Source organism: Streptomyces sp. NPDC030838 (assembly GCF_055572035.1).
On the sequence record NZ_JBVIED010000004.1, the window covers coordinates 416,381 to 435,375 of the forward strand.

Sequence of the window (18,995 nt, forward strand, 5' to 3'; positions counted from 1 at the left end):
GGTTTCTTGAAGATTTCTTCAGTTCTATTGACTGACGTCAGAATCCGAACTGAATATTTCTTCAGGAGGTGGTGACGATGGGGACCCACAACGACCTGCACTCCGAGCAGGGCGCACTCCCCGGAGAGCATCCGGGCCGGGCGGCGAACCCGGTGATCAAGGTCCACGACGTCGCGTGGCTGGAGTTCTTCAAGCCCGACCTGGACCGCGCCGAAGCCTTCGCCCGGGCCTTCGGCTTCGTCACGTCGTACCGCGACGCCCGCGAGCTGCACCTGCGAGGGACGCGGGCGGGCGCGCCGTGCGTGATCATCCGCAGGGGACGGACGTCGCGGTTCCTGGGCCCGGCCTTCCGGGCCGCCGACACCCGCGACCTGCTGCGGCTGGCCCAGGCCGCCGACACCCGCGTCCACCCGCTGCCCGAGACCCTGGGCGGCTCGGTCGTCGACCTGGTCGACCCCAGTGGCCTGCGGGTCCGCGTCGTCGCCGGTACGGACGAGCTGCCCGCACTCCCCGCGCGGCAGCCGCAGCGCTTCAACGCCGGCGGCGGGATCGACCGGGCCAACGCCACCCAGCGCCCGCCGCGGGAGCCGGCCGGCGTGCGCCGCCTGGGACATGTCGTCCTGCAGACCACCAGCTACCTGCGCACCCTGAACTGGTACCTGGAGCACCTCGGCCTGATCGTCAGCGACTTCCTCTACTACGAGGGCCAGCGCGAGCGGGGCCCCACCATGAGCTTCATCCGCTGCGACCGCGGCAGCACGCTGACCGACCACCACACCCTGGCCCTGACGCTGGGGCCCTCCAACCGGTATGTGCACTCGGCGTACGAGGTGACCGACCTCGACGCGCTGGCCGCCGGCGGCGAGTACCTGCTCGACGAGGGCTACCGCCGCTCCTGGGGAATCGGCCGGCACATCCAGGGCAGCCAGCTCTTCGACTACTGGCGCGACCCCGACGGCTTCCTCGTCGAGCACTTCACCGACAGCGACATGTTCGACGCCTCCCTCGAGCCCGGCTGGGCGCCCATGACGGCCTCCGGGCTGGCGCAGTGGGGACCGCCCGCCAGCAGGGACTTCCTGGGCATGACCCCCGGACGCGAGTCGCTGGCCGAACTCCGCTCGATCATCACCGCCCTCCGCCGCGACGACAACGAGTTCGACCTCGAACGTCTGCGCGGCCTGCTGAAAGTGGCCACCTCATGAGCATCTCCGTCCTGCGCACCGCCGCCGCCTGGTGGGTCGCCGTAGACGAGGACCGCGCCGTCCCGATCGACACCGCCGCGACCACCACCGCAGAACTGCTGGAGGACATCTCCTCCGTCCACGAGGCACGTTCGAACACGTCCTCCGCGGAAGGCCGCCGCATCGCCGACCTCCCGCTGATCTCCCCCGTCACCGCCCCCTGCCGGGTGGTCGCGCAGATGACCAACTACGTCTCCCACGTGCGCGACTCGGGCATGAACCCCGACACCGTCCCGCTGACCTTCTTCCGCAAGACCTCGGGATCCATCAGCGGCCCCCTCGACGACATCGTGAAGCCCGGCCACGTCCGCTTCCTCGACTACGAGATCGAACTCGGCCTGGTCATCGGACGCCCCCTCGACGTCGGCGCCACCGTCACCGCCGCCAACTGGAAGGACCACGTCGCCGGCCTGGTCATCACCAACGACGTCTCCGCCCGCGACGTACAGCTGCCCAAGACCCAGTTCTACGAGGCCAAGTCCTACCCGACCTTCACCCCGGTGGGCCCCGCCCTGGTCCTGCTCGACGCCGGCGAACTCGACCGCCTCGCCGACCTCCGGCTCCTCCTCAAGGTCAACGGCCGGATCCGGCAGAACAGCGACCTGACCGACATGATCTACACCCCGCTGCGGGCCCTCCGGGAACTCTCCCGCTTCCAGGCCCTCGCCACCGGCGACCTCCTCCTCACCGGCACACCCGGCGGTACGGCCCTCAAGGCGCCGCCCAAGCCGGTGGAGCTGATCGGCGCGCTGCTGCCGCCCGCGCTCAAGTGGAAGGCGTTCTTCAACTCCCAGGCGAGGAACGACAAGTACCTCCACGACGGGGACGTCCTGGAGCTGTCCATCCGTACCCCCGACGGGGCCATCGACCTCGGCACCCAGCACAACAAGGTGAGGTACGCGTGACCGCGCCGCGCCGGAGCTGGACGAGGAAGGCCCCGACCGGATCACGGTCGGGGCCTTCCTCGTGCTCTCACGGCGTCGGATCAGAAGAGCGCCTTGTAGCCCTGCCATCCGGTGGCGATCTTCACCCGGCCGGAGAACGAGCCGCTGCCGTTGCCGCTGTTGCGCCACAGGTTGCCTGAGGTGTCCCGGGAGACGAGGTCCGCCTTCCCGTCACGGGTGATGTCCCCGACGCCGATGACGACGTCGTAGGCCGCACCCCAGTCGTCGGACACCTTCACCCGGGACGCGAACTTCCCCGTCCCCGTGCCGTTGTAGCGCCACAGCTCGTTCGAGGAGTCCTGGGCGAGCAGATCGCCGTGGCCGTCGCCGTTCAGATCCCCGGCCCCGACGATCTTCTTGTAGCCCTTCCAGCTGTCGTACAGCTTCACCCGCGTCGCGAGCTTGCCGTCGCTGGTGCCCTTGTGCAGGTAGACCGCACCGGTGGAGGAGTTGCGGGTGACCAGGTCCGCCCGCCCGTCACCGGTGATGTCCCCCGGCGAGGTCAGCACGTTGTACTGGTTCCAGCCCGTGCCCAGCGACACGTACGACGTCGACGGCGTGACCGCCTTGCCGCAGCCCGGCCGGTACGCCCGCAGGGAGCCGTCGGCCATCCGCACCAGCACGTCGTTGCACCGGTCGCCGTTCACGTCCCCGAACGGGATCGCCTTGACCGACGTCGACCAGCCGGAGCCGCTGGTCTTGCCGGCGAAGCCCCCCGTACCGGAACCATGCTGGAAGGTGAGCGAGCCGCCGGCACTCAGGGTCAGCAGATCCCCGACGCCGTCCGGTACCGAACCGGCACCCGCGTGGTCCCTGGGCGCCGCCGTGATGACGCGTGCGGAGGACTCGGCCGTCGTGCTCTGCCAACCGCTCTTGCGGGCGGTGACGGCCACGGTCACCTTCTTGCCGCGCAGCGAGGCGGGCACCAGGTACGTGGAGGCCGTGGCCCCCGAGATCGTCTGGCCGTCGGCCTTCCACTGGTAGGTGTACGAGTCCGGGGTGGGCGTCCAGGATCCGGGCTGGGCGGTGAGCCTGGAGCCGACCCGGGCGGTGCCGGTGATGGTCGGGGCGGCGGTGTTCTTCAGCGGGGCCGGGGTGACCGTGAAGGAGCCGCGCGGGTACTCCCAGCCGTTGTGGGTGATGACGCTGAGGCTCCAGTCGCCCGCGGTGAGTCCGGTCAGGTCCAGAACGGTCGTCAGGGACTTCCGGTCGGCGGCCACCGAGGTGGTGGTGGACTCGACCGTCTTGCCGGACTGGCTGATCCGCACCGTGTCGTCCTCGTGCAGGGCGGTGCCCGTCACGGTCACCGTGGTCTTGCCGCCGGCGGCGCCGCTGGTGGGGGTGACCTTGTCGATGCTGATCTTCTCGGTGCCGCAGAGCGGGAACGTACAGACCAGTTCCGCCTTGTAGGCGGTCTGCGAGGCCTTCTCCGGCAGCCCGATGACCAGGATGCTCGGGCTCACCTCCGCCGTGTACGGCTCGTTCAGGTAGCACTGGTAGCCACTCGGGACGAACCGCGTGCAGTTGTTGTCCAGGCTCGCGTCGTACAGCGCGGGCACGGCCGTCTCGGTGCCGCCCGCGGTGTCGCTGACCTTGACGTCGAAGCGGTCGTCGTACGAGGTGGGCAGCGCCGCGCAGACCGCGGTGTGCTGCTCGTCCAGGGTGCCGGTGACCGGCCCGTATCCGTAGCTGACGTCCGGGGCCTTGGCGCACTCGGCCGCCGGCCCGGCGGACGTCGCGATGCGCAGGGCGTCGAACCGGTAGGACGCGGCGGCCTTCAGGTTCGTCGGGACGGTGACGAGGACCTGGTAGCTGGTGGACCCGGTGACCGCGCACGCCTTGTTGCGGTACGAGCAGACGACGTCGCCCTCCGCGTCGTACGCCAGGACGTTGGCGGTGCCCAGCGGGTCGCGTACGTCGAGGTGCAGCGTGTCCCCGGCGTCGGCGGTGGTCACCTGGCGGCAGAGCAGCAGGCCGGGCGCCGCCGGAGTACCGCCCGTGGACGGACCGCCCACCGAGGTCGCCGGATTCGCCGCGCAGCCCTGTGCGGTGGCGGTGACGTCACGCCGGACGAGGCTGTACTCGGCGGCGGTGTCGCGCCCGGTCACCAGCACCGTGTGCGCGACGCCCGGGGCGAGGGCGCAGGTGGTCCAGGTGGACAGGGAGGGCCAGACGTCGCAGACCTGCTTGCCGTCGGCGTCCAGCACCGAGAACTCGGCGGTGGAGCCACCGGAGACGGCCCGCAGCTGGAGGTTCTCCATCGCGCTGTGGTCGTCCGCCGGGATGGACAGGCAGTGGGAGAAGACTCCGTCGCCGGTGCCGAACCGGGCCGCGGCGCTGTCGGCGGTGAAGTCGCCCGCCGGGACGGCCGGGCACCCGCTCGCCGCGTCCGTGCGGTGCAGGGCGATGCGGTAGGAACCGGTCGCCGTGTTGCTGTCGTCGGTGGACACCAGGGCGCGGAACGGGGCGGAGCCGGTCAGCGCGCAGGTCCCCGCGCCGAGCGTCTCCCCGTTGCACCGCTGGACGCCGTCGGCGTCGACGACCACGACCTCCGGCTGCGGAGCCGGTCCGCTCAGGGGCGTCAGCGCGGCCATCCGGGCGCCCTCGGGCAGTGGCAGCGTCAGGCAGTCGATCTCGCCCGCCGTGGCGAAGGTGCCCTGGTGGGTGCCGAGCTCGACGGGCTCGCAGCCGGCGGTGCCGGCGCGGTCGAGGATGAGGGTGGCGTGGTCGGTGAGGACGGTGTAGTCACCGGCGGGGACGCCGCAGCCGGCACACACGGTCTTCCCCCCGCGGTCGTACACGGGGAGGCTGGAACGGGCTCCGTCGGTCACCTCGTCCACGCTGTACCGTCCCGGCGCCGGGACGGTGAAGATCTTGCAGGCGGCGGCCGGATCCACCGTGGTGGGCGCGGAGTCGTACGCGTTCACGGGGACGCGCGCACAACCCGCGGGGTCGGACAGCCGGCGGATCTTCAGGGTGTACGGGGCGGGAAAGCCGCGCTCGGCCTTCCTGACGTGCCCCAGCACCCGGTACGGCCCGTCGCCGGGGAGCACACACCCGTCGCTGTCGTCCTCGTTGAAGTGCGGGCAGATGTGGGCACCCGTCTCATCGGTGATCCAGTTGAGGCTCTCGCCGTGTGTGTCGGTGTGGAAGTCGACCGTGATCCGCTCGCCGGGCTTCCCCGTGAACGGATGGCACACCAGGCCGAGCGGAGAGGCCGCGGAGCCGGTGACCGGGGGCAGGTCCCAGGACGTGCCGGTCTCCTCCGCACAGCCTTCGGTGGCGGCCAGCGGGGTGACGGTCACGTGGGTCTCGAGGGGCTCGGACCCCCAGCTGGTGTTGACGAGCTTCAGGGTGAAGACACCGGCCCGCGGCAGCGGGCACCAGCCGGCGCCCCACGTGTGGTCGTAGCAGTCCACCTCGGCCTCACCGTCGAAGACCTGGGCGTACGACCCGCCGCGCTCCGTCAGTACGCGGTGCAGACCGGGCTGTTCGGCGGTGAAGGTGAAGCAGGCGCTGCCGTCGGCGGGGACGGCCGCCTCGCCCACCGCGGAACCCGGGTCGCCGAAGGGGGCGAGCGGGAGGGCGGCGCAGTCCTCGGCGGCGGTGGCGGCCGGTGCGGCCGACGCGCTGCTGCCGTCGGACGCCTGTGCCGCGCCGACCGGGAGGAGGGCCGTCAGCAGGACCGACAGTGTGAGTGTGAACAGGAGTGCGGTGTACGCCGCGGATCTCCCGCGTGCGTACAGGCGGTAGGGCATGGCGTTCCCCCCAGGACGGCGTCCAGCGACGCGGATGAGTGCCGGGGCCCTACGTGACCGCGGGTGGTCGAGGGCGGCGCCCGGCGAAATCAGGGAATGATCGCACAGATGTGCCTCTTTGACACTCGCTCGCGGGAAGGCTCCTCGCCATGACTGCCAAGTACGACGTCAAGCGCCGGCTCAGGACGTGCTATTCGCCCAGGAACACCGACTGGGAACTCGTCGACGTCCCCGAACTCCACTTCCTGGCCATCGACGGGCACGGCGACCCGAACACCAGCGCCGCGTACCGCCACGCGGTCGAGGCGCTCTACGCGGTCGCCTACACCGCCAAGTTCGCGAGCAAGGGCGACCTCGGCCGGGACTTCGTCGTGGGCCCACTCGAGGGACTGTGGTGGGCGGACGACATGGACGACTTCCTGGCCAGGCTCAAGGACAACTGGCGATGGAGACTGCTCATCAACGTCCCCGACTGGATCACTGACGACATGATCGAAGACGCCAAGCGCACCGCCCTGGCCAAGAAGAACCTCCCGGCCATTCCGGATGTCCGCTCGGAGACGCTGCACGAGGGCACCAGCGCCCAGGTCCTGCACATCGGCCCGTACGACGACGAGACACCGATCCTGACCAGGCTGCACCAGGAGTACCTCCCCGCCCACAACTTGCGGGAGGCGGGGCTGCACCACGAGATCTACCTCAGCGACCCACGCAGGACCGACCCGGCCAAGCTCAGGACGATCCTGCGGCAACCCGTGGAAGCAAATCCGGTTGAGGGCTGATGAGCTGATGGGCTGATGGTCAATGCGGTCGGCGTAGTCCCGCGATGAGGAGTTCGACCAGTCGACGTGCGTCGTAGCGAGGATCGCTGTCCGCGCCGATGCAGAGGTTCCCGACGCCGCGCATGAGGGCGTACGCATCGATGTCGGAGCGGATCTCGCCGACGGCGGTCGCGGCTTCGAGGAGCTCGGCGCAGACGGGCACGAGGCGGTCGAGGAAGTAGGCGTGCAGCATGTCGAAGCCGGCGCTGTCGGACTGCAGCACAGCGGCGAGTCCGTGTTTGGTGACCAGGAAATCGACGAAGAGGTCGATCCATCGCACCAGTGCGGCGTGTGGAGTCGCGCTGGTCGCCAGCAGGGCCGGCCCGGCCTCGGCGCAGGCGTCGACCTGGTGCCGGTAGACGGCGATGATGAGGTCCGCTCGCGTCGGGAAGTGGCGGTAGATCGTGCCCAGCCCGACGCCGGCCTCGGCCGCGATGTCGCGCACCGGCGCTTCCACGCCTTTCGCGACGAAGACCGCGGCGGCCGCGTCGAGCAGAGCTTCCTTGTTGCGCCGGGCGTCCTTCCGCTGAGACGGGGCCGCGCGCCCCGCGCCCGCATCGCTGTCGTTCACCGCGCCATTCCTTCCACCACCGGCCTTGCCAAACCGGAACACCGTTCCGTATCGTCAAACGGAACAAGGTTCCGCTTGCTCATGATGCCAGAGCAGGGGGCCCGGCAACCAGGGAGGAACACGGTCATGCAGTACCGCACCTTGGGCCGCACAGGTGTGCAGGTCAGCGCCCTCGCGCTCGGCGCGATGAACTTCGGCCGGATCGGGCGTACGACTCAGGAGGAGGCCACCGCCCTCGTCGATGCCGCCCTCGAGGGTGGGATCAACGTCATCGACACGGCCGACATGTACAGCCACGGCGAGTCGGAGGAGATGGTCGGCAAGGCCATCGCGGGCCGCCGCGACGACATCGTGCTGGCCACGAAGGCGACCATGCCGATGGGCGACGAGCGCAACCACCGGGGCAGTTCGCGCCGCTGGCTGGTCACCGCGCTGGAGGGCAGCCTGCGCCGCCTCGGCGTCGACCACGTCGATCTCTACCAGATCCACCGCTGGGACCCGAGCACCAGCGACGAGGAGACGCTGTCGGCCCTGACCGACCTCCAACGCGCGGGAAAGATCCGCTACTTCGGCTCCTCGACCTTCCCCGCCTACCGCATGGTGCAAGCCCAGTGGGCCGCTCGCCGGTACGGCCTGAGCCGATACGTCACCGAACAGCCCAGCTACTCGATCCTCCAGCGCGGCATCGAGGCCGACGTGCTGCCCGTGACCGAGGAGTACGGGCTCGGTGTGCTGGTGTGGAGCCCCTTGGCCTCGGGCTGGCTGTCGGGTGCGATCCGCGAGGGCCGGCCCATCACCACCAGCCGCTCCACGTTCATGCCGGAACGCTTCGACATCACCCTCCCCGCCAACCGGGCCAGGCTCGACGCGGTCGAGCAGCTGGCGAAGGTCGCCGACGAGGCCGGGCTGACCATGATCCAGCTCGCCCTCGGATTCGTGACCGCGCACCCCGCCGTGACCAGCGCGCTCATCGGTCCTCGCACACTGGCCCACCTGCACTCACAACTCGCCGCCGCGGACACCGTGCTCCCCGCCGACGTACTGGACGCCATCGACGCGATCGTCGCCCCCGGCACCGACCTCGCCGCCCACGAGAAGTTCGACACCCCGCCCGCACTCCTCGACCCGTCGCTGCGGCGCCGCTGATCGTCGGAGGCGGCGCCGTTCGCGGCCGGTCACCAGTAGTGGCGTCGTCCGGCGACCGCGTGTCCCATCGCGCCGAGGATCCACAGGATCACCCCGACGGCTACCAGGACGATCCCGATGGTCCACAGGATGGAGATGCCGGTGAGGAAGCCGACGACGAGCAGAATGATGCCCAGGATGATCATGACGCCTCCCTGGGGAGTAGTTCTTGTTCCACTGTGACCTCTGAGGGCTCTGGAGGGAAGAGGGAATCGTGGTGGCCGGCCTCCCGAGTCCTGCGCCCCAGGGCAACTCCGGCTGCATCGGTTGCCCCGGCCCTCTTGCACGCGGTGGGGTTGGGGCGAGCGACGCGCAGCCGGGCCTCGGTGGGCATGGCCTCGGTGGGCATGCGAGGGGAGCCGGTGGACTGGTGGGCGGGGTGCGGCGGCCCCTCGCAGCGGGTGAGGGTGATTGTGGGTGCGTCGGGGGGGGGCAGATCGGCCTGTGATGCGGACGTTCGCCTGCTGGACGCCGGGCAGGGCGCCGGCTTCGGTGGCGATGGCGTCGCTGAGCGCGTGGTCGCGCAGTTCGACGCAGGGCGGCCGGCGGGCGGCGCGAGGTCGTGTCGCCGGTACAGGGCGAGCCCAGCGGCAGTGATCAGCAGGGACGCCGCTGAGCAGTACCAGTCCGGTCAGCGCCGGCAGGGTGCGGGGTCGAGCACGGGTCGCGGCGTCATGGTGCGGGCTCCGGTGCTGGGTGTCGGTCAGGCGGTGCGCTGCCGCACCGCCATCCAGTGAGGCCCGCAGGTGGGGCGGGGCACAGCCGGGAGAGGATCGCAGAGGCAGGAGGCGCCGTAGACCGGGGGTGAGTGCCAGTGTCAGTGCCCGAAGCTATGGTCTCCAACGCGCGGTCGGCTTCCGGGGGTTCCAGCTCTGAAGGGAATGGTTGCATCCCCGGCCTGTCCGGGGGCGGCCCGGAGACTCGTCCGGGACCTAACCGACGGTCGGGCTTCGTCGATGGCCAGGAGGCAACCTGCCAGCGCCGGCCGCGCACGTACCACCAACTTGCGCGGGCCGAGGGCAGGGTGGACTGGTCCTTCGGGCGGACCGGCGGTCGATCCCCGCTGAGACGGTGAGGCGGGACGGCCTGCTTCACTCCTGCCCAGGTGGGATGAGGCGATCGGCGCTCTCTGCGTCGTCGACGTGCCCGTGTGCGTCGACGGTGATCGGGGCGGCTCGTCCCTTGGACGTGACCAGCCATGCGAGCACCTGCTCGGTCAGGGGTCCGTTGTCGGGGCCCTCGTCCTTCCAGAACGCACGCCAGCCGCCGCCCGGGATGGCAGCCACCACCTGGTCGGCTCGCTCCAAGTGGGAGAAGTCCGAGTAGTCCGTGACCGGCCGCCGCGTGCCGCGCTGGGGATCGACGACGAGGGCCACGCCCGTCGCCGCGTCCCAGGCGTCTACGTCTACGGTTCGCCCGATCAACGTCTCCGTACCGGTGAAGATCGCGAGCCATCCCGTCCTGTTGAAGTAACGCATGCGGTCATCGTCCATGACGGTGGCCAGCTTCGTCGTGGGAGCGACTACTTCGGCGCTCTGATGAGACCCAAGCTCGGGAAGCTCAGAGCATCAAGGGCTTCCGCCAGGGATGACCTTCGGCGAAGCGGTGTTGACGCCTGGTGAGCGGCTCGGCCCACACGGTACCGGCCACCCGAATGTAGGCCCTGACGAGCACGATGGCCACTGTTACTAGCTGGGTGACTGAGTGGATCACCACAACAGGACGTCACAATGGGCGGCGCCCGCACCGAAGCACCGCCTCATGCCTGAGCGGTTGGGTCAGAAGATCGGAGTCTGCGCTTGGACTTCGGCGAGACCTTCTTCCATGGTCAGCGACGGCAGCACGCGGACGCGATTCCAGTGGGGGAGGCGAGCCTCCATCAGGAAGCGGTCGACATTCTCGGCCTTGTCGGACTGTACGACCGTGACGATCGTGTGCTCACGGTTGACGAAGGGACCGGCCACGATATCGACGCCTGCCTTCTGGGCGAGGTTCGGCATGTCGGGAGCGGTCTTGAGCATCAGGTCGCGCGTCGTCGCGTTGGCGGTCGGACAGACGTCCGGATCGTGGGTCGCGAGCAGGACGAAATGCATCTCAAGGCTCTCTTTCGCTCGAGGCCCCTTGATCTCAGGCTAAGTCGTCTGGAAGTGCTCCGCGAGTGCAGCAAAGTATCGGCAGGCGCGGTGCGGGGCCCGCCGTTCCGCCCGTCGGCGATTGAGTGACGCTTGGGCGGTCCCAAGGCTTGACCTGCACGGACGCCTTCGCCCTGGACGATCGTGGGGGGCGAGTCACGCCGCTGTTGACCGTGGTTGTGCGCTCTTACGGGCACGCGATGGGCACGGCCCGCGGGCAGTGCGCCTTTCGGAGGGCACAGAGATATTGCGAGTGCGGCCCCCCCACGTCCATGGCTCCGACGGCACGCGCTTCAGCGGATCCACATTCTCCGTGCCGCCGGACGCCACGGCATCGAGTCTCTACGACCCGGCAGTTCCCATCAGGCAGCGGTGGCGGTGGCGTTGACGATGACCGGGATGTTGCCGCGCGTGGCCTTGGAGTACGGGCAGATCCGATGGGCGGCGGCGCCCAGTTCCGTGGCGGTCTCCTGGTCGACGCCGCCGAGTTCGACGTTGAGAACGGCAGCCAGGCCGAACTCACCGTCGTCACCGTGGTTGAGGGTGACCTCGGCGGTGATGGCGGTGCTCGTCAGCCTGACCTTGCGCTCGGCGGCGGCGCGGCGCACGGCACCCAGGAAACAGGCCGCCCAGCCCGCCGCGAACAACTGCTCGGGATTGGTGGCGTTGCCGGCGCCTCCCAGCGCCTTCGGGATGGCCAGCGTGGTCTGCAGCAGTCCGTCCTCGGACCGGACACGGCCGCCGTTACGGCCCTCTCCGTCGACGTTCACGACGGCGGTGTAACTGACTGTCATAACCGCTCTCCGTTTCCTGTATCGGACCTTCTGACGGGACGCTTCTGTGCGTCACCGGTTCAGGCGGTGACTGGATGGTGACACTGTCGAGCGTCACCAGTCAAGGTGGTGATGAATGCTGGAGGTCTGACCGGCGTCATGGCTGCGCGCAAGCCTGGTGGCGGCATGGCGACCGCAGGGCTGGGCGTTGGCCGAATGAGGATTACCTAGGAAGTTACCTGCTTGACCGGTGACGCTTCTTGTGTGACAGTCAGTCATCGCACCAACCGGTGCACGTCAACGCACGGAGGGACGCACATGATCAACCGACGTGGCTTCGGCAAGGCCCTGGGGGTGGGGTCGGGTGCGGCCGCCGTTTCCCTGGTCGGTCTGCAGGGCTTGCAGACCGCGTCCGCCGCCACCCGGAGCGCATCCCCGGCGCCGACCGCTCCCGCGGTCGGCGCCGGCGCGCACACCGCCTTTTCGCAGCCGAAGCAGATCCGGGCCGGCCTGCTGAACGTCGGCTACGCCGAACTGGGCCCCGCTCATGGTCCCGCGGTCATCTGCCTGCACGGTTGGCCGTACGACATCCACAGCTACGTCGACGTCGCCCCACTGCTGGCCGAGGAGGGCTACCGGGTGATCGTCCCGTATCTGCGCGGCCACGGCACGACGCGGTTCCTCTCCGACCGGACGTTCCGGAATGCCCAGCAGTCGGCCATCGCCCTCGACATCATCGCCCTGATGGACGCCCTGAAGATCGAGAAGGCGGTGCTGGCCGGCTTCGACTGGGGCTCGCGCACCGCCGACATCATCGCCGCGCTCTGGCCCGAACGCTGCAAGGCCCTGGTATCGGTGAGCGGATACCTCATCACCAACCTCGCGGCCAACCTGAAGCCACTCGCGCCCAAGGCCGAACACACCTGGTGGTACCAGTACTACTTCTCCACCGAGCGGGGCCGGCTCGCCATGGAGGACAAGACCCTGCGCCACGACCTGACCAGGCTCGTCTGGGACACCGTCTCCCCGACGTGGGACTTCGATGACACCACGTTCGAGCGCACCGCGGCAGCCTTCGACAACCCCGACTACGCGGCCGTCGTCATCCACAACTACCGCTGGCGGCTGAGCCTCGCCGACGGGGAGCGCCGCTACGACGGACTTGAGAAGCGGCTCGCCACGCGGCCGGTCATCGAGGTGCCCACCATCACTCTCGACCCCGATCGGGATCCCTTCACCGCTCCGGGCAACGGCGCCTCGTACCGGGACAGGTTCACGGGAGAGTACGAGCACCGCACCCTGCCGGGGATCGGCCACAACGTGCCCCAGGAGGCACCCACGGCCTTCGCTCGGGCGGTCCTTGACGTGAATCACTTCTGATCACCTATTTGACAGGTGATCCATGGCAGGCCGGCAGGCCATGAGGACTGATCCAGCAGACCGAATGGAGTTCGATCATGGAAACCCGGAACGCCGCGGACGGTGCGGAGGCGGCACGCAGAGCAAGGTTCGGCAGGTTGCCCGAGCGTGTCCGCTACGAGGACTTGGTCGAGGAACGGGCGGCCACGCCGGACGACTCGACGCGGTACGCCCACGACCCCGAGGGGTCGTGGAGGTCCTTCTCCTGCCTCGCCGCCGACCTGGGCTTCTGAGTGTGACGAGGAATCTTGCCCGACGCTCACGTCACCTGTCAGAATGGTGATGTGAATCTCGACCATGTTTTCGTGTGCGGAAACCCGGCACTGGACTTCGCCGCAACACTCCGAGCACGCCGTTCGGTGCGCTTCGAGATGTTCGCGACGCCGGACCGGCTGACCGCATGGTACGTGGAGTCCGGCCTCGTCGACGCGGTTTCCCCTGGTCAGCAGGCCGACGTCGAGCAGGCGACGACCGTACGGGAAGCCATCTACCAGCTGGTCACCGCCCGTCGGCTCGGGGAGGAGTACGACGGGGCGGCGCTGACCGTGGTGAACAACGCGGCACGTAAGTCGCCCGCCATGCCGCAGCTCACTCCGGCGGGGCGATGGACGCAGGCAACGCCGGAAGAGGCTCTCTCCATGGTGGCTCGCCACGCCATCGAGCTGCTGAGCGGGCCGGATGTGCCCTTGCTCAAGGAGTGCGGCAACCCGGAGTGCACCCGCACCTACATCGACCGCTCGCGGGGCATGCGCCGGCAGTGGTGCGGGATGGAGTCCTGCGGCAACAAGATCAAGGCAGCCGCGTACCGGGCCCGCAGGAAGGGCACGCCTGCAACGGCAACCTGACCTCGCCCACTCCGGCTACCTGGCCTCGCCCGCCGTCGTGCGGAGGTGTTCGATTCCGGTGTCGAGCGCCGCCTTGAGGTGGGTCGCGTCGCCGGTGGACATCATGATGGCCACGCCTCCCTGGATGCCCACCAGCAGTGCGGCGGCTGCTTGCCGGCGGGTCCGATCGCCGGTGGGTTACTTGGTTTCGATCTCGGAAGCCGCCCCAATTGGCCCGACAGCAAACAAACCCCAGGCCGATGATGTCCGAGCTGCTGACGAGCACACCGAGGCCCGCCCGGCACCGCGCGGCCACGCTGGCGGGCGCGACGGCGATCACGCTGGCCTCGGCCTTCGCGCTCCTCGTCCTCGTGGGCGCGGTCCAGGTGCTCGCCGACACCGAGTACACGCACCTCGGGTGGCTGCCGATCTCGCTGGTGGGGGCACTCTTCCTCGTCGCGGGTGCCATGCTGGGCATGGGGGCCGGGCGAGCCCTGCCGTCCGTGCTCGGACGGAGACGACCACGGCGACGGGGGTCCCGAGCACGGAGCCGAACCAGCTCTCCCTGCTGTCACCATCGGTGGAAGAGGTACGGGATGTGCTCGTCACGCTCTCCGCCTCCGCGCACGTCGGACAGACCATCTGGCTGCTCGGCATGGCCGCGACCGGCTTCGCGCTGCTGGTCGCCGCCACCCCGCGCGCCCGGCTGATCGCCCTGACACCCGTCCTGGTGGGCGCGACGCTCGCCCTGCTCGTCCTCCCCTCCGACCCGCACCGGATCTACGTCGTCGACGAGGCCGCCGCGGAACTCGTGTGCGACGGCCCGGTGTGCGTAGCCAAGACACACCAGGCGCGACTCACCGACCTGGCTGTTCCCGGTAAAGAGGCGCTGCGCCTGATGCACGGCGCCAGCTCGCCCGGTGCCTTCCTGAGTGATCTCACACCCGCTGGACGCCGGGCCCGGATCGCCGGTTTTCCCCTCGGCGTGGTCCCTGTCACACGCGCGGCCACGGGCACATCGGCCCGGCTGTCGCGCGGCGCGCCGAGTGCCTCTCCAGCACCTGGGGCAGATCTGAGCGGCACGGGCCTGATGCGCAACGATGCCGATGAGGGGCGATGCGCACCCCTCCTGGTGCTGCGGCACCAGCCGGCGGGGGCGAGTACGTCGGCAGGGATGGCGTCGAGCATGAGCTTGGCGCGGCGCAACATCGTGACGGTGCCCGACTCGTCGACCGTGCCCCATGACAGGTGGATGAACCGTCGGCTCGGACGGTCCCGCACGTAAGGGTTTTGACCTCGGTGCCGTTCGGCGAGGTGCTCGCGGTGCACTCCCAGGGTCCCTGTCGCGGACGGCGGTCGCAATGCCCCTGCTGATCACGACCTCGCGTTGGAGCCCTTCTTGGCTGCCGTGTCCAGGTCGGCCTCGGTGCACCCGGTGCCGCCCTGACCGCCTTCACCCACGCCCGTCCTCCCTTCAGGCCGCCGCCGCGGCACACCGTGACACAGCAACGCATCGGCTGTGGACGGCGGTTCGACGGGCGCCGCCTTGCGTCGCACGGGTGCGCGGGCGGCACATGCCTCGTCTCCACGCGGCTCGCCACTGGGACACGGCGCTCGTCACACATGCCCGCACGGGGCGCGGACCGGCGCGTGAACACTCGCGAGAGCGATCGCGGCGGCGGCTCGTACCGCTGCTGAACGCGGTTGTCCGCACGAACGAAGGGCACGTCGTGGGCAGGCGTCGTCGGACCGGCGAGGGGGTCGGGGTGGTGGCCGGTACGGCCCGCGTAGGCACGCTTCCGCGTTGTCACGGGCTTCGGTGGTCGTCCCTGTGCCGGACCTGGGGAAGCCTGATCGTGAACACACACCCCTTGCCGAGCTCGCTGTCGACGGTGACCGTTCCCCCGTGTGCCTCGACGAACTGGCGGACGATGGACAGGCCCAGGCCGCTGCCGCCGGTACGTCGGCTGCGGGACTTCTCGGCTCGCCAGAAACGCTCGAAGACGTGCGGGAGGTCCTCGGCAGCGATACCGCTGCCCGTGTCCTGGACGGACAGGACGGTCACGTCTCCGGCTCGACGGGCGGTGAGGGTGACCGTGCCGCCCCCCGGGGTGTGCCGGAGCGCGTTGGATGTCAGGTTGCCCAGGACCTGACGCATCCTCACCGGGTCGGCGTCCAGGACGATCCCGGGGTCGGCGCGGGCGCACAGCCGGACGCCCGAGGACTCGGCCCGGGTGCGGTGGGCCGACACCGTCCGGTTCACCAGGTCTTCCGCGTGTACGGGTTCGCGGTGGAGTGTCAGGGTGCCCGCGTCGGCGGCGGCGAGGTCCTGCAGATCGTCCACGATGTGCTGCAGGAGCAGCGCCTCGTCGTGCAGGGAGGCGATGAGGTCCGGATCCGGTTCGAGCAGCCCGTCGCGGGTGACCTCCAGCCAGCCGCGGATGTTGGTCAGCGGGGTCCGCAGCTCGTGGGCGATGTCGCTGACCATGGCCTTGCGCTGCGCCTCCATCTGTTCGCGGCGTGCGGTGAGTTCGTTGAAGGCGGCCGCCAGGTAGCCGGTCTCGTCCTTGGTGGTGACCGCGACGCGTGTGTGACGCTGCGGTGGCTGTCGGGCCGCGGCCGTCAGGGCCTGCAGGGGACGGACGAGGCGGACCGCGACGACCGTGGTCATGGCGACGGTGATCACGAGGACCACCCCCGCGACGCCGAGGATCTTGGCCTTGTTGGCGGGGGAGAGGTCGAAACCCACCGGCTGTTGGCCGAGGGCGCCCAGATAAAGGCTCGCTCTGGGGGCGACGTAGGGGTCGAGTTGGGTGCGGAGCGCGTCGTCGACACAACGCTGCGTCTGCCGACTGTCAGCGAGCCGGCGCGCGGGGTCCTGGGCTGCGGCGGTGAATCCGGGTGTGAAATCGACTCCCACTCCGGCGAACGGGTGGGCCGTCCGTCTCTTCTCGTCATCGAGGACCAGACAAGGAGCGGTCAGAGCGGTGAGTTCGTCCAGTGCCTTCTGCTCGGTGCGGGTGGGGGTGTTGAGCGCTCCGTCCGCGCACTGCAGGGGCACGGACGCCTCTCCGCCCTCGACGATGACCATGGTGCGGCCGCTGGGAAGCTGCCGGACGCTGCCGTCGCCCAGATGGGTGCGTACGCACGTCAGACGCTTCTCGGCGAGAGCTTTCACCTGTGCCCGTTCTGCCGCAGGGAGCCGATACGGCCCCACCGCCCGGGGGTCGATTCCGGCGAGCTGGGCCCCCGGCTCGGTGTAGGTGTCGGTGTTCAGCGGGTCGATGGTGGCCGAGGCGCGGGCGGGTAGGGGGGTGCCGGGGGTGGCGGAGTCGGCGATGACGTGTCCGGCCTCCGTCGTCAGGGCGATGCGCCGTCCCATGGCGCGGGAAAGGTCACGCACCGTTGACCGCACGCCGTTCCAGTCGGGATGGGACGCGGCGAAGCCACTGAGCTGCCGCAGGATGTCGGTGTCGTCGGAGAGCACCTGACCGTGCTCCTCCTGGATGGCCCGCTTGGTGGTCTGCACGGCCAGCCACGCGGTGGCGCCCACGGAAACAACGGCGATGGCGATGGAAGTGAGAAGCAGCCGCACCAGCAGGCTCTTGCGCCAGGGTATGCGGGGACCAGGCGTCACGGCTGCTGCCTGCTGAGCTTGTAGCCGACGCCGAAGACGGTCAGCAGCCGGACGGGCCTGCGAGGGTCGGCCTCGATCTTCTTGCGTAGGTTCATGATGTGCACGTCGATGGCACGCTCGGTGGAGGCGCGATCGTGGCCCCGGGTGTGCTGCAGCAGTTGACGGCGTGAGAAGACCCGGTCAGGTGCCGCGGTCATGGCGTGGAGGATGGCGAACTCACCGGGAGTGCACGGTACGGGGACGCCGTCACAGGTGATCTCGTGCCGTTCGGGATCGACGGTGATGCCACCGGCGTGCAGCACGGGCGAGTCGTCCGCAGGACGCTGGGTGCGGCGCAGCACCGTGCGGATACGGGCGAGGAACTCCCGTGGGCTGTACGGCTTGGTCATGTAGTCGTCCGCGCCGGTCTCAAGGCCCAGCAGTACGTCGTCCTCGGTGGAGCGGGCGGTGAGCATCAGGACGGGTATGTCCCCGTTCTGCCGCAGCACACGGCACACGCCGAGACCGTCGATCCTGGGCAGCATCAGGTCCAGGACGACGAGATCGGGCCGACGGCTCGCGGCCTCGTCGATTGCGGCCCGCCCGTCGGCGACCACAACGGGGGTGTGGCCCTCCCGAAGCAGCAGCCGCCGTATGAGCTCGGCCTGCAGGGGGTCGTCTTCAGCGACCAGAATATGTGCGCCCACGCACCCGACTCTAAGCGCGTGTGATCAGTGTCCAGGACCCGTTGCGGGGCTTCCCACACCCTCACGACTTCCTGACAAGCGTGCTGCCGGCCGACGTCCCGAGTCCTCAGTCCGAGGCTGACGAGTTCCTCACACCTCTCGGTCAGCCTGACGATCATGGCTTCATCAACGCGTCGTCTCGGAATACCGGCAGCCGGCCTCGGCCTGGCCCTGCTCCTCATGCTCGTCGGATGTGGCGGAGCGGGGACGGGTGGCAGGACGGCTCACGACGACCGGTCGGCGGTCGTCAGTACGCAGGACGGACCGGCCAGCGGGTCCGCCGCCTCCGGCACGACCCGAGCCAGGCCCGGGCAGGCATCCTCGAACAGGGCCGGCCCCGCGCGGCTGCCGGGCCTCGGGCCCCGGACGCTGGACGAGATCCCCGACAACGCACGCCAGGTCGTCCTGGTCACCGGCCGGGGCAAGAACTCCTCGTCCTCGCAGGTGGTGCTGTACCGGCGCACCGACGCGGGCTGGGAGCCGGGAGCGACCTGGCCCGCCCACAACGGCCTCAAAGGCTGGACGGACGACCACCGTGTCGGTGACCTACGCTCGCCGATCGGCGTGTTCGCCCTCACCGACGCCGGCGGGCTGCTGGCCGATCCCGGGACCATGCTGCCGTACGACCAAGGGCGCGGATTCACCATCAACGGCACCGGCTTCGAAGGCGAGCCGCTCGCGGGCTCCTTCGACTATGTCGTGGCGATCAACTACAACCGCCGGCCCGGTACCTCGCCCCTCGACTGGACCCGCCCGCTCGGCGCGGACAAGGGCGGCGGCATCTGGCTGCACGTCGACCACGGTGGGCCCACGCAAGCCTGCGTGACCGTGGCGAGGCAGCACATGAAGGAGCTGCTGCGCACCCTCGATCCCGCCCTGCACCCGGTGGTCGTCATGGGGGATGCCGCGTCTCTCGCACGCTGAAGCGGACGCCGAGGGACGACGTAGAAGGGCGCCCGGAAACA

The 18,995-nt window shown here is 69.7% G+C and carries 17 protein-coding genes and 1 pseudogene; 8 read left to right on the forward strand and 10 right to left on the reverse strand.

Going from position 1 to position 18,995, the window contains the following annotated elements; translation table 11 throughout:
- Nucleotides 1–77: 77 nt before the first annotated feature.
- Nucleotides 78–1,202 (forward strand): VOC family protein, encoded by a 1,125-nt coding sequence (locus ACZ42A_RS15175; RefSeq protein WP_468527628.1) that lies wholly within the window; start codon nucleotides 78–80, stop codon nucleotides 1,200–1,202.
- On the forward strand, nucleotides 1,199–2,146 hold the full coding sequence (locus ACZ42A_RS15180) for a fumarylacetoacetate hydrolase family protein (RefSeq protein WP_468527629.1): 948 nt from the start codon (nucleotides 1,199–1,201) through the stop codon (nucleotides 2,144–2,146). Before ACZ42A_RS15175 ends, ACZ42A_RS15180 begins: the two co-directional genes overlap by 4 nt.
- Nucleotides 2,147–2,226: 80 nt before the next feature.
- Here the strand turns inward: ACZ42A_RS15180 and ACZ42A_RS15185 are convergent, their stop codons facing one another.
- Nucleotides 2,227–5,943, reverse strand: coding sequence for an FG-GAP-like repeat-containing protein (locus ACZ42A_RS15185; RefSeq protein WP_468527630.1), 3,717 nt, complete (start codon nucleotides 5,941–5,943; stop codon nucleotides 2,227–2,229).
- 149 nt (nucleotides 5,944–6,092) lie between these two features.
- On the opposite strand from ACZ42A_RS15185, the gene ACZ42A_RS15190 reads away from it, so the two are divergent.
- A complete protein-coding gene (locus tag ACZ42A_RS15190) occupies nucleotides 6,093–6,725 on the forward strand; it encodes a GyrI-like domain-containing protein (RefSeq protein WP_468527631.1) in 633 nt (210 codons plus the stop codon).
- 19 nt (nucleotides 6,726–6,744) lie between these two features.
- Here ACZ42A_RS15190 and ACZ42A_RS15195 read toward each other — a convergent pair whose 3' ends face one another.
- Entirely contained in the window at nucleotides 6,745–7,335 is a 591-nt protein-coding gene (locus ACZ42A_RS15195; protein ID WP_468527632.1) for a TetR/AcrR family transcriptional regulator, read from the reverse strand.
- A 126-nt stretch (nucleotides 7,336–7,461) separates the two neighbouring features.
- Here ACZ42A_RS15195 and ACZ42A_RS15200 point away from each other — a divergent pair, with 126 nt between their 5' ends.
- Nucleotides 7,462–8,481 (forward strand): aldo/keto reductase, encoded by a 1,020-nt coding sequence (locus tag ACZ42A_RS15200; protein WP_468527633.1) that lies wholly within the window; start codon nucleotides 7,462–7,464, stop codon nucleotides 8,479–8,481.
- A gap of 29 nt (nucleotides 8,482–8,510) precedes the next feature.
- Here ACZ42A_RS15200 and ACZ42A_RS15205 read toward each other — a convergent pair whose 3' ends face one another.
- The 4 genes from ACZ42A_RS15205 to ACZ42A_RS15220 all read right to left on the reverse strand — a co-directional run bounded on the left by ACZ42A_RS15205 (nucleotide 8,511) and on the right by ACZ42A_RS15220 (nucleotide 11,446).
- Nucleotides 8,511–8,666, reverse strand: a complete 156-nt coding sequence (locus ACZ42A_RS15205) for a DUF6131 family protein (RefSeq protein ID WP_468527634.1) — start codon at nucleotides 8,664–8,666, stop codon at nucleotides 8,511–8,513.
- Between the two features lie 945 nt (nucleotides 8,667–9,611).
- Nucleotides 9,612–10,013 (reverse strand): hypothetical protein, encoded by a 402-nt coding sequence (locus tag ACZ42A_RS15210; protein ID WP_468527635.1) that lies wholly within the window; start codon nucleotides 10,011–10,013, stop codon nucleotides 9,612–9,614.
- Between the two features lie 285 nt (nucleotides 10,014–10,298).
- Nucleotides 10,299–10,613 carry a hypothetical protein gene (locus tag ACZ42A_RS15215; RefSeq protein WP_468527636.1) on the reverse strand — a complete coding sequence of 105 codons (315 nt, stop codon included), beginning with the start codon at nucleotides 10,611–10,613 and terminating at the stop codon, nucleotides 10,299–10,301.
- A gap of 401 nt (nucleotides 10,614–11,014) precedes the next feature.
- Entirely contained in the window at nucleotides 11,015–11,446 is a 432-nt protein-coding gene (locus tag ACZ42A_RS15220; RefSeq protein ID WP_468527637.1) for an organic hydroperoxide resistance protein, read from the reverse strand.
- A 297-nt stretch (nucleotides 11,447–11,743) separates the two neighbouring features.
- Here ACZ42A_RS15220 and ACZ42A_RS15225 point away from each other — a divergent pair, with 297 nt between their 5' ends.
- The 3 genes from ACZ42A_RS15225 to ACZ42A_RS15235 all read left to right on the forward strand — a co-directional run bounded on the left by ACZ42A_RS15225 (nucleotide 11,744) and on the right by ACZ42A_RS15235 (nucleotide 13,689).
- Nucleotides 11,744–12,805 carry an alpha/beta fold hydrolase gene (locus ACZ42A_RS15225; protein WP_468527638.1) on the forward strand — a complete coding sequence of 354 codons (1,062 nt, stop codon included), beginning with the start codon at nucleotides 11,744–11,746 and terminating at the stop codon, nucleotides 12,803–12,805.
- Between the two features lie 137 nt (nucleotides 12,806–12,942).
- Nucleotides 12,943–13,077 carry a hypothetical protein gene (locus tag ACZ42A_RS15230; protein ID WP_468527639.1) on the forward strand — a complete coding sequence of 45 codons (135 nt, stop codon included), beginning with the start codon at nucleotides 12,943–12,945 and terminating at the stop codon, nucleotides 13,075–13,077.
- Between the two features lie 51 nt (nucleotides 13,078–13,128).
- On the forward strand, nucleotides 13,129–13,689 hold the full coding sequence (locus ACZ42A_RS15235; protein ID WP_468527699.1) for a CGNR zinc finger domain-containing protein: 561 nt from the start codon (nucleotides 13,129–13,131) through the stop codon (nucleotides 13,687–13,689).
- A 15-nt stretch (nucleotides 13,690–13,704) separates the two neighbouring features.
- Here ACZ42A_RS15235 and ACZ42A_RS15240 read toward each other — a convergent pair.
- The 4 genes and pseudogenes from ACZ42A_RS15240 to ACZ42A_RS15255 all read right to left on the reverse strand — a co-directional run.
- A pseudogene (locus tag ACZ42A_RS15240) lies at nucleotides 13,705–13,842 on the reverse strand (TetR/AcrR family transcriptional regulator); the annotation flags it as partial.
- Nucleotides 13,843–14,448: 606 nt separating this feature from the next.
- On the reverse strand, nucleotides 14,449–14,997 hold the full coding sequence (locus ACZ42A_RS15245; RefSeq protein ID WP_468527640.1) for a DUF5990 family protein: 549 nt from the start codon (nucleotides 14,995–14,997) through the stop codon (nucleotides 14,449–14,451).
- Nucleotides 14,998–15,475: 478 nt separating this feature from the next.
- On the reverse strand, nucleotides 15,476–17,305 hold the full coding sequence (locus ACZ42A_RS15250; RefSeq protein WP_468527641.1) for a sensor histidine kinase: 1,830 nt from the start codon (nucleotides 17,303–17,305) through the stop codon (nucleotides 15,476–15,478).
- Nucleotides 17,302–17,991 carry a response regulator gene (locus ACZ42A_RS15255; RefSeq protein ID WP_468527642.1) on the reverse strand — a complete coding sequence of 230 codons (690 nt, stop codon included), beginning with the start codon at nucleotides 17,989–17,991 and terminating at the stop codon, nucleotides 17,302–17,304. The genes ACZ42A_RS15250 and ACZ42A_RS15255 overlap by 4 nt, the downstream gene beginning before the upstream one ends.
- A gap of 156 nt (nucleotides 17,992–18,147) precedes the next feature.
- Here ACZ42A_RS15255 and ACZ42A_RS15260 point away from each other — a divergent pair, with 156 nt between their 5' ends.
- Nucleotides 18,148–18,954, forward strand: coding sequence for a hypothetical protein (locus ACZ42A_RS15260; protein ID WP_468527643.1), 807 nt, complete (start codon nucleotides 18,148–18,150; stop codon nucleotides 18,952–18,954).
- Nucleotides 18,955–18,995: the final 41 nt, after the last annotated feature.

What these genes read in the sequence shown, in the direction of transcription:
- ACZ42A_RS15175 (WP_468527628.1), top strand. Translation starts at nt 78, where the DNA reads ATGGGGACCCACAACGACCTGCACTCCGAGCAGGGCGCACTCCCCGGA.
- ACZ42A_RS15180 (WP_468527629.1), top strand. Translation starts at nt 1,199, where the DNA reads ATGAGCATCTCCGTCCTGCGCACCGCCGCCGCCTGGTGGGTCGCCGTA.
- ACZ42A_RS15185 (WP_468527630.1), bottom strand. Translation starts at nt 5,943, where the DNA reads ATGCCCTACCGCCTGTACGCACGCGGGAGATCCGCGGCGTACACCGCA.
- ACZ42A_RS15190 (WP_468527631.1), top strand. Translation starts at nt 6,093, where the DNA reads ATGACTGCCAAGTACGACGTCAAGCGCCGGCTCAGGACGTGCTATTCG.
- ACZ42A_RS15200 (WP_468527633.1), top strand. Translation starts at nt 7,462, where the DNA reads ATGCAGTACCGCACCTTGGGCCGCACAGGTGTGCAGGTCAGCGCCCTC.
- ACZ42A_RS15205 (WP_468527634.1), bottom strand. Translation starts at nt 8,666, where the DNA reads ATGATCATCCTGGGCATCATTCTGCTCGTCGTCGGCTTCCTCACCGGC.
- ACZ42A_RS15210 (WP_468527635.1), bottom strand. Translation starts at nt 10,013, where the DNA reads ATGGACGATGACCGCATGCGTTACTTCAACAGGACGGGATGGCTCGCG.
- ACZ42A_RS15215 (WP_468527636.1), bottom strand. Translation starts at nt 10,613, where the DNA reads ATGCATTTCGTCCTGCTCGCGACCCACGATCCGGACGTCTGTCCGACC.
- ACZ42A_RS15220 (WP_468527637.1), bottom strand. Translation starts at nt 11,446, where the DNA reads ATGACAGTCAGTTACACCGCCGTCGTGAACGTCGACGGAGAGGGCCGT.
- ACZ42A_RS15225 (WP_468527638.1), top strand. Translation starts at nt 11,744, where the DNA reads ATGATCAACCGACGTGGCTTCGGCAAGGCCCTGGGGGTGGGGTCGGGT.
- ACZ42A_RS15260 (WP_468527643.1), top strand. Translation starts at nt 18,148, where the DNA reads ATGGCTTCATCAACGCGTCGTCTCGGAATACCGGCAGCCGGCCTCGGC.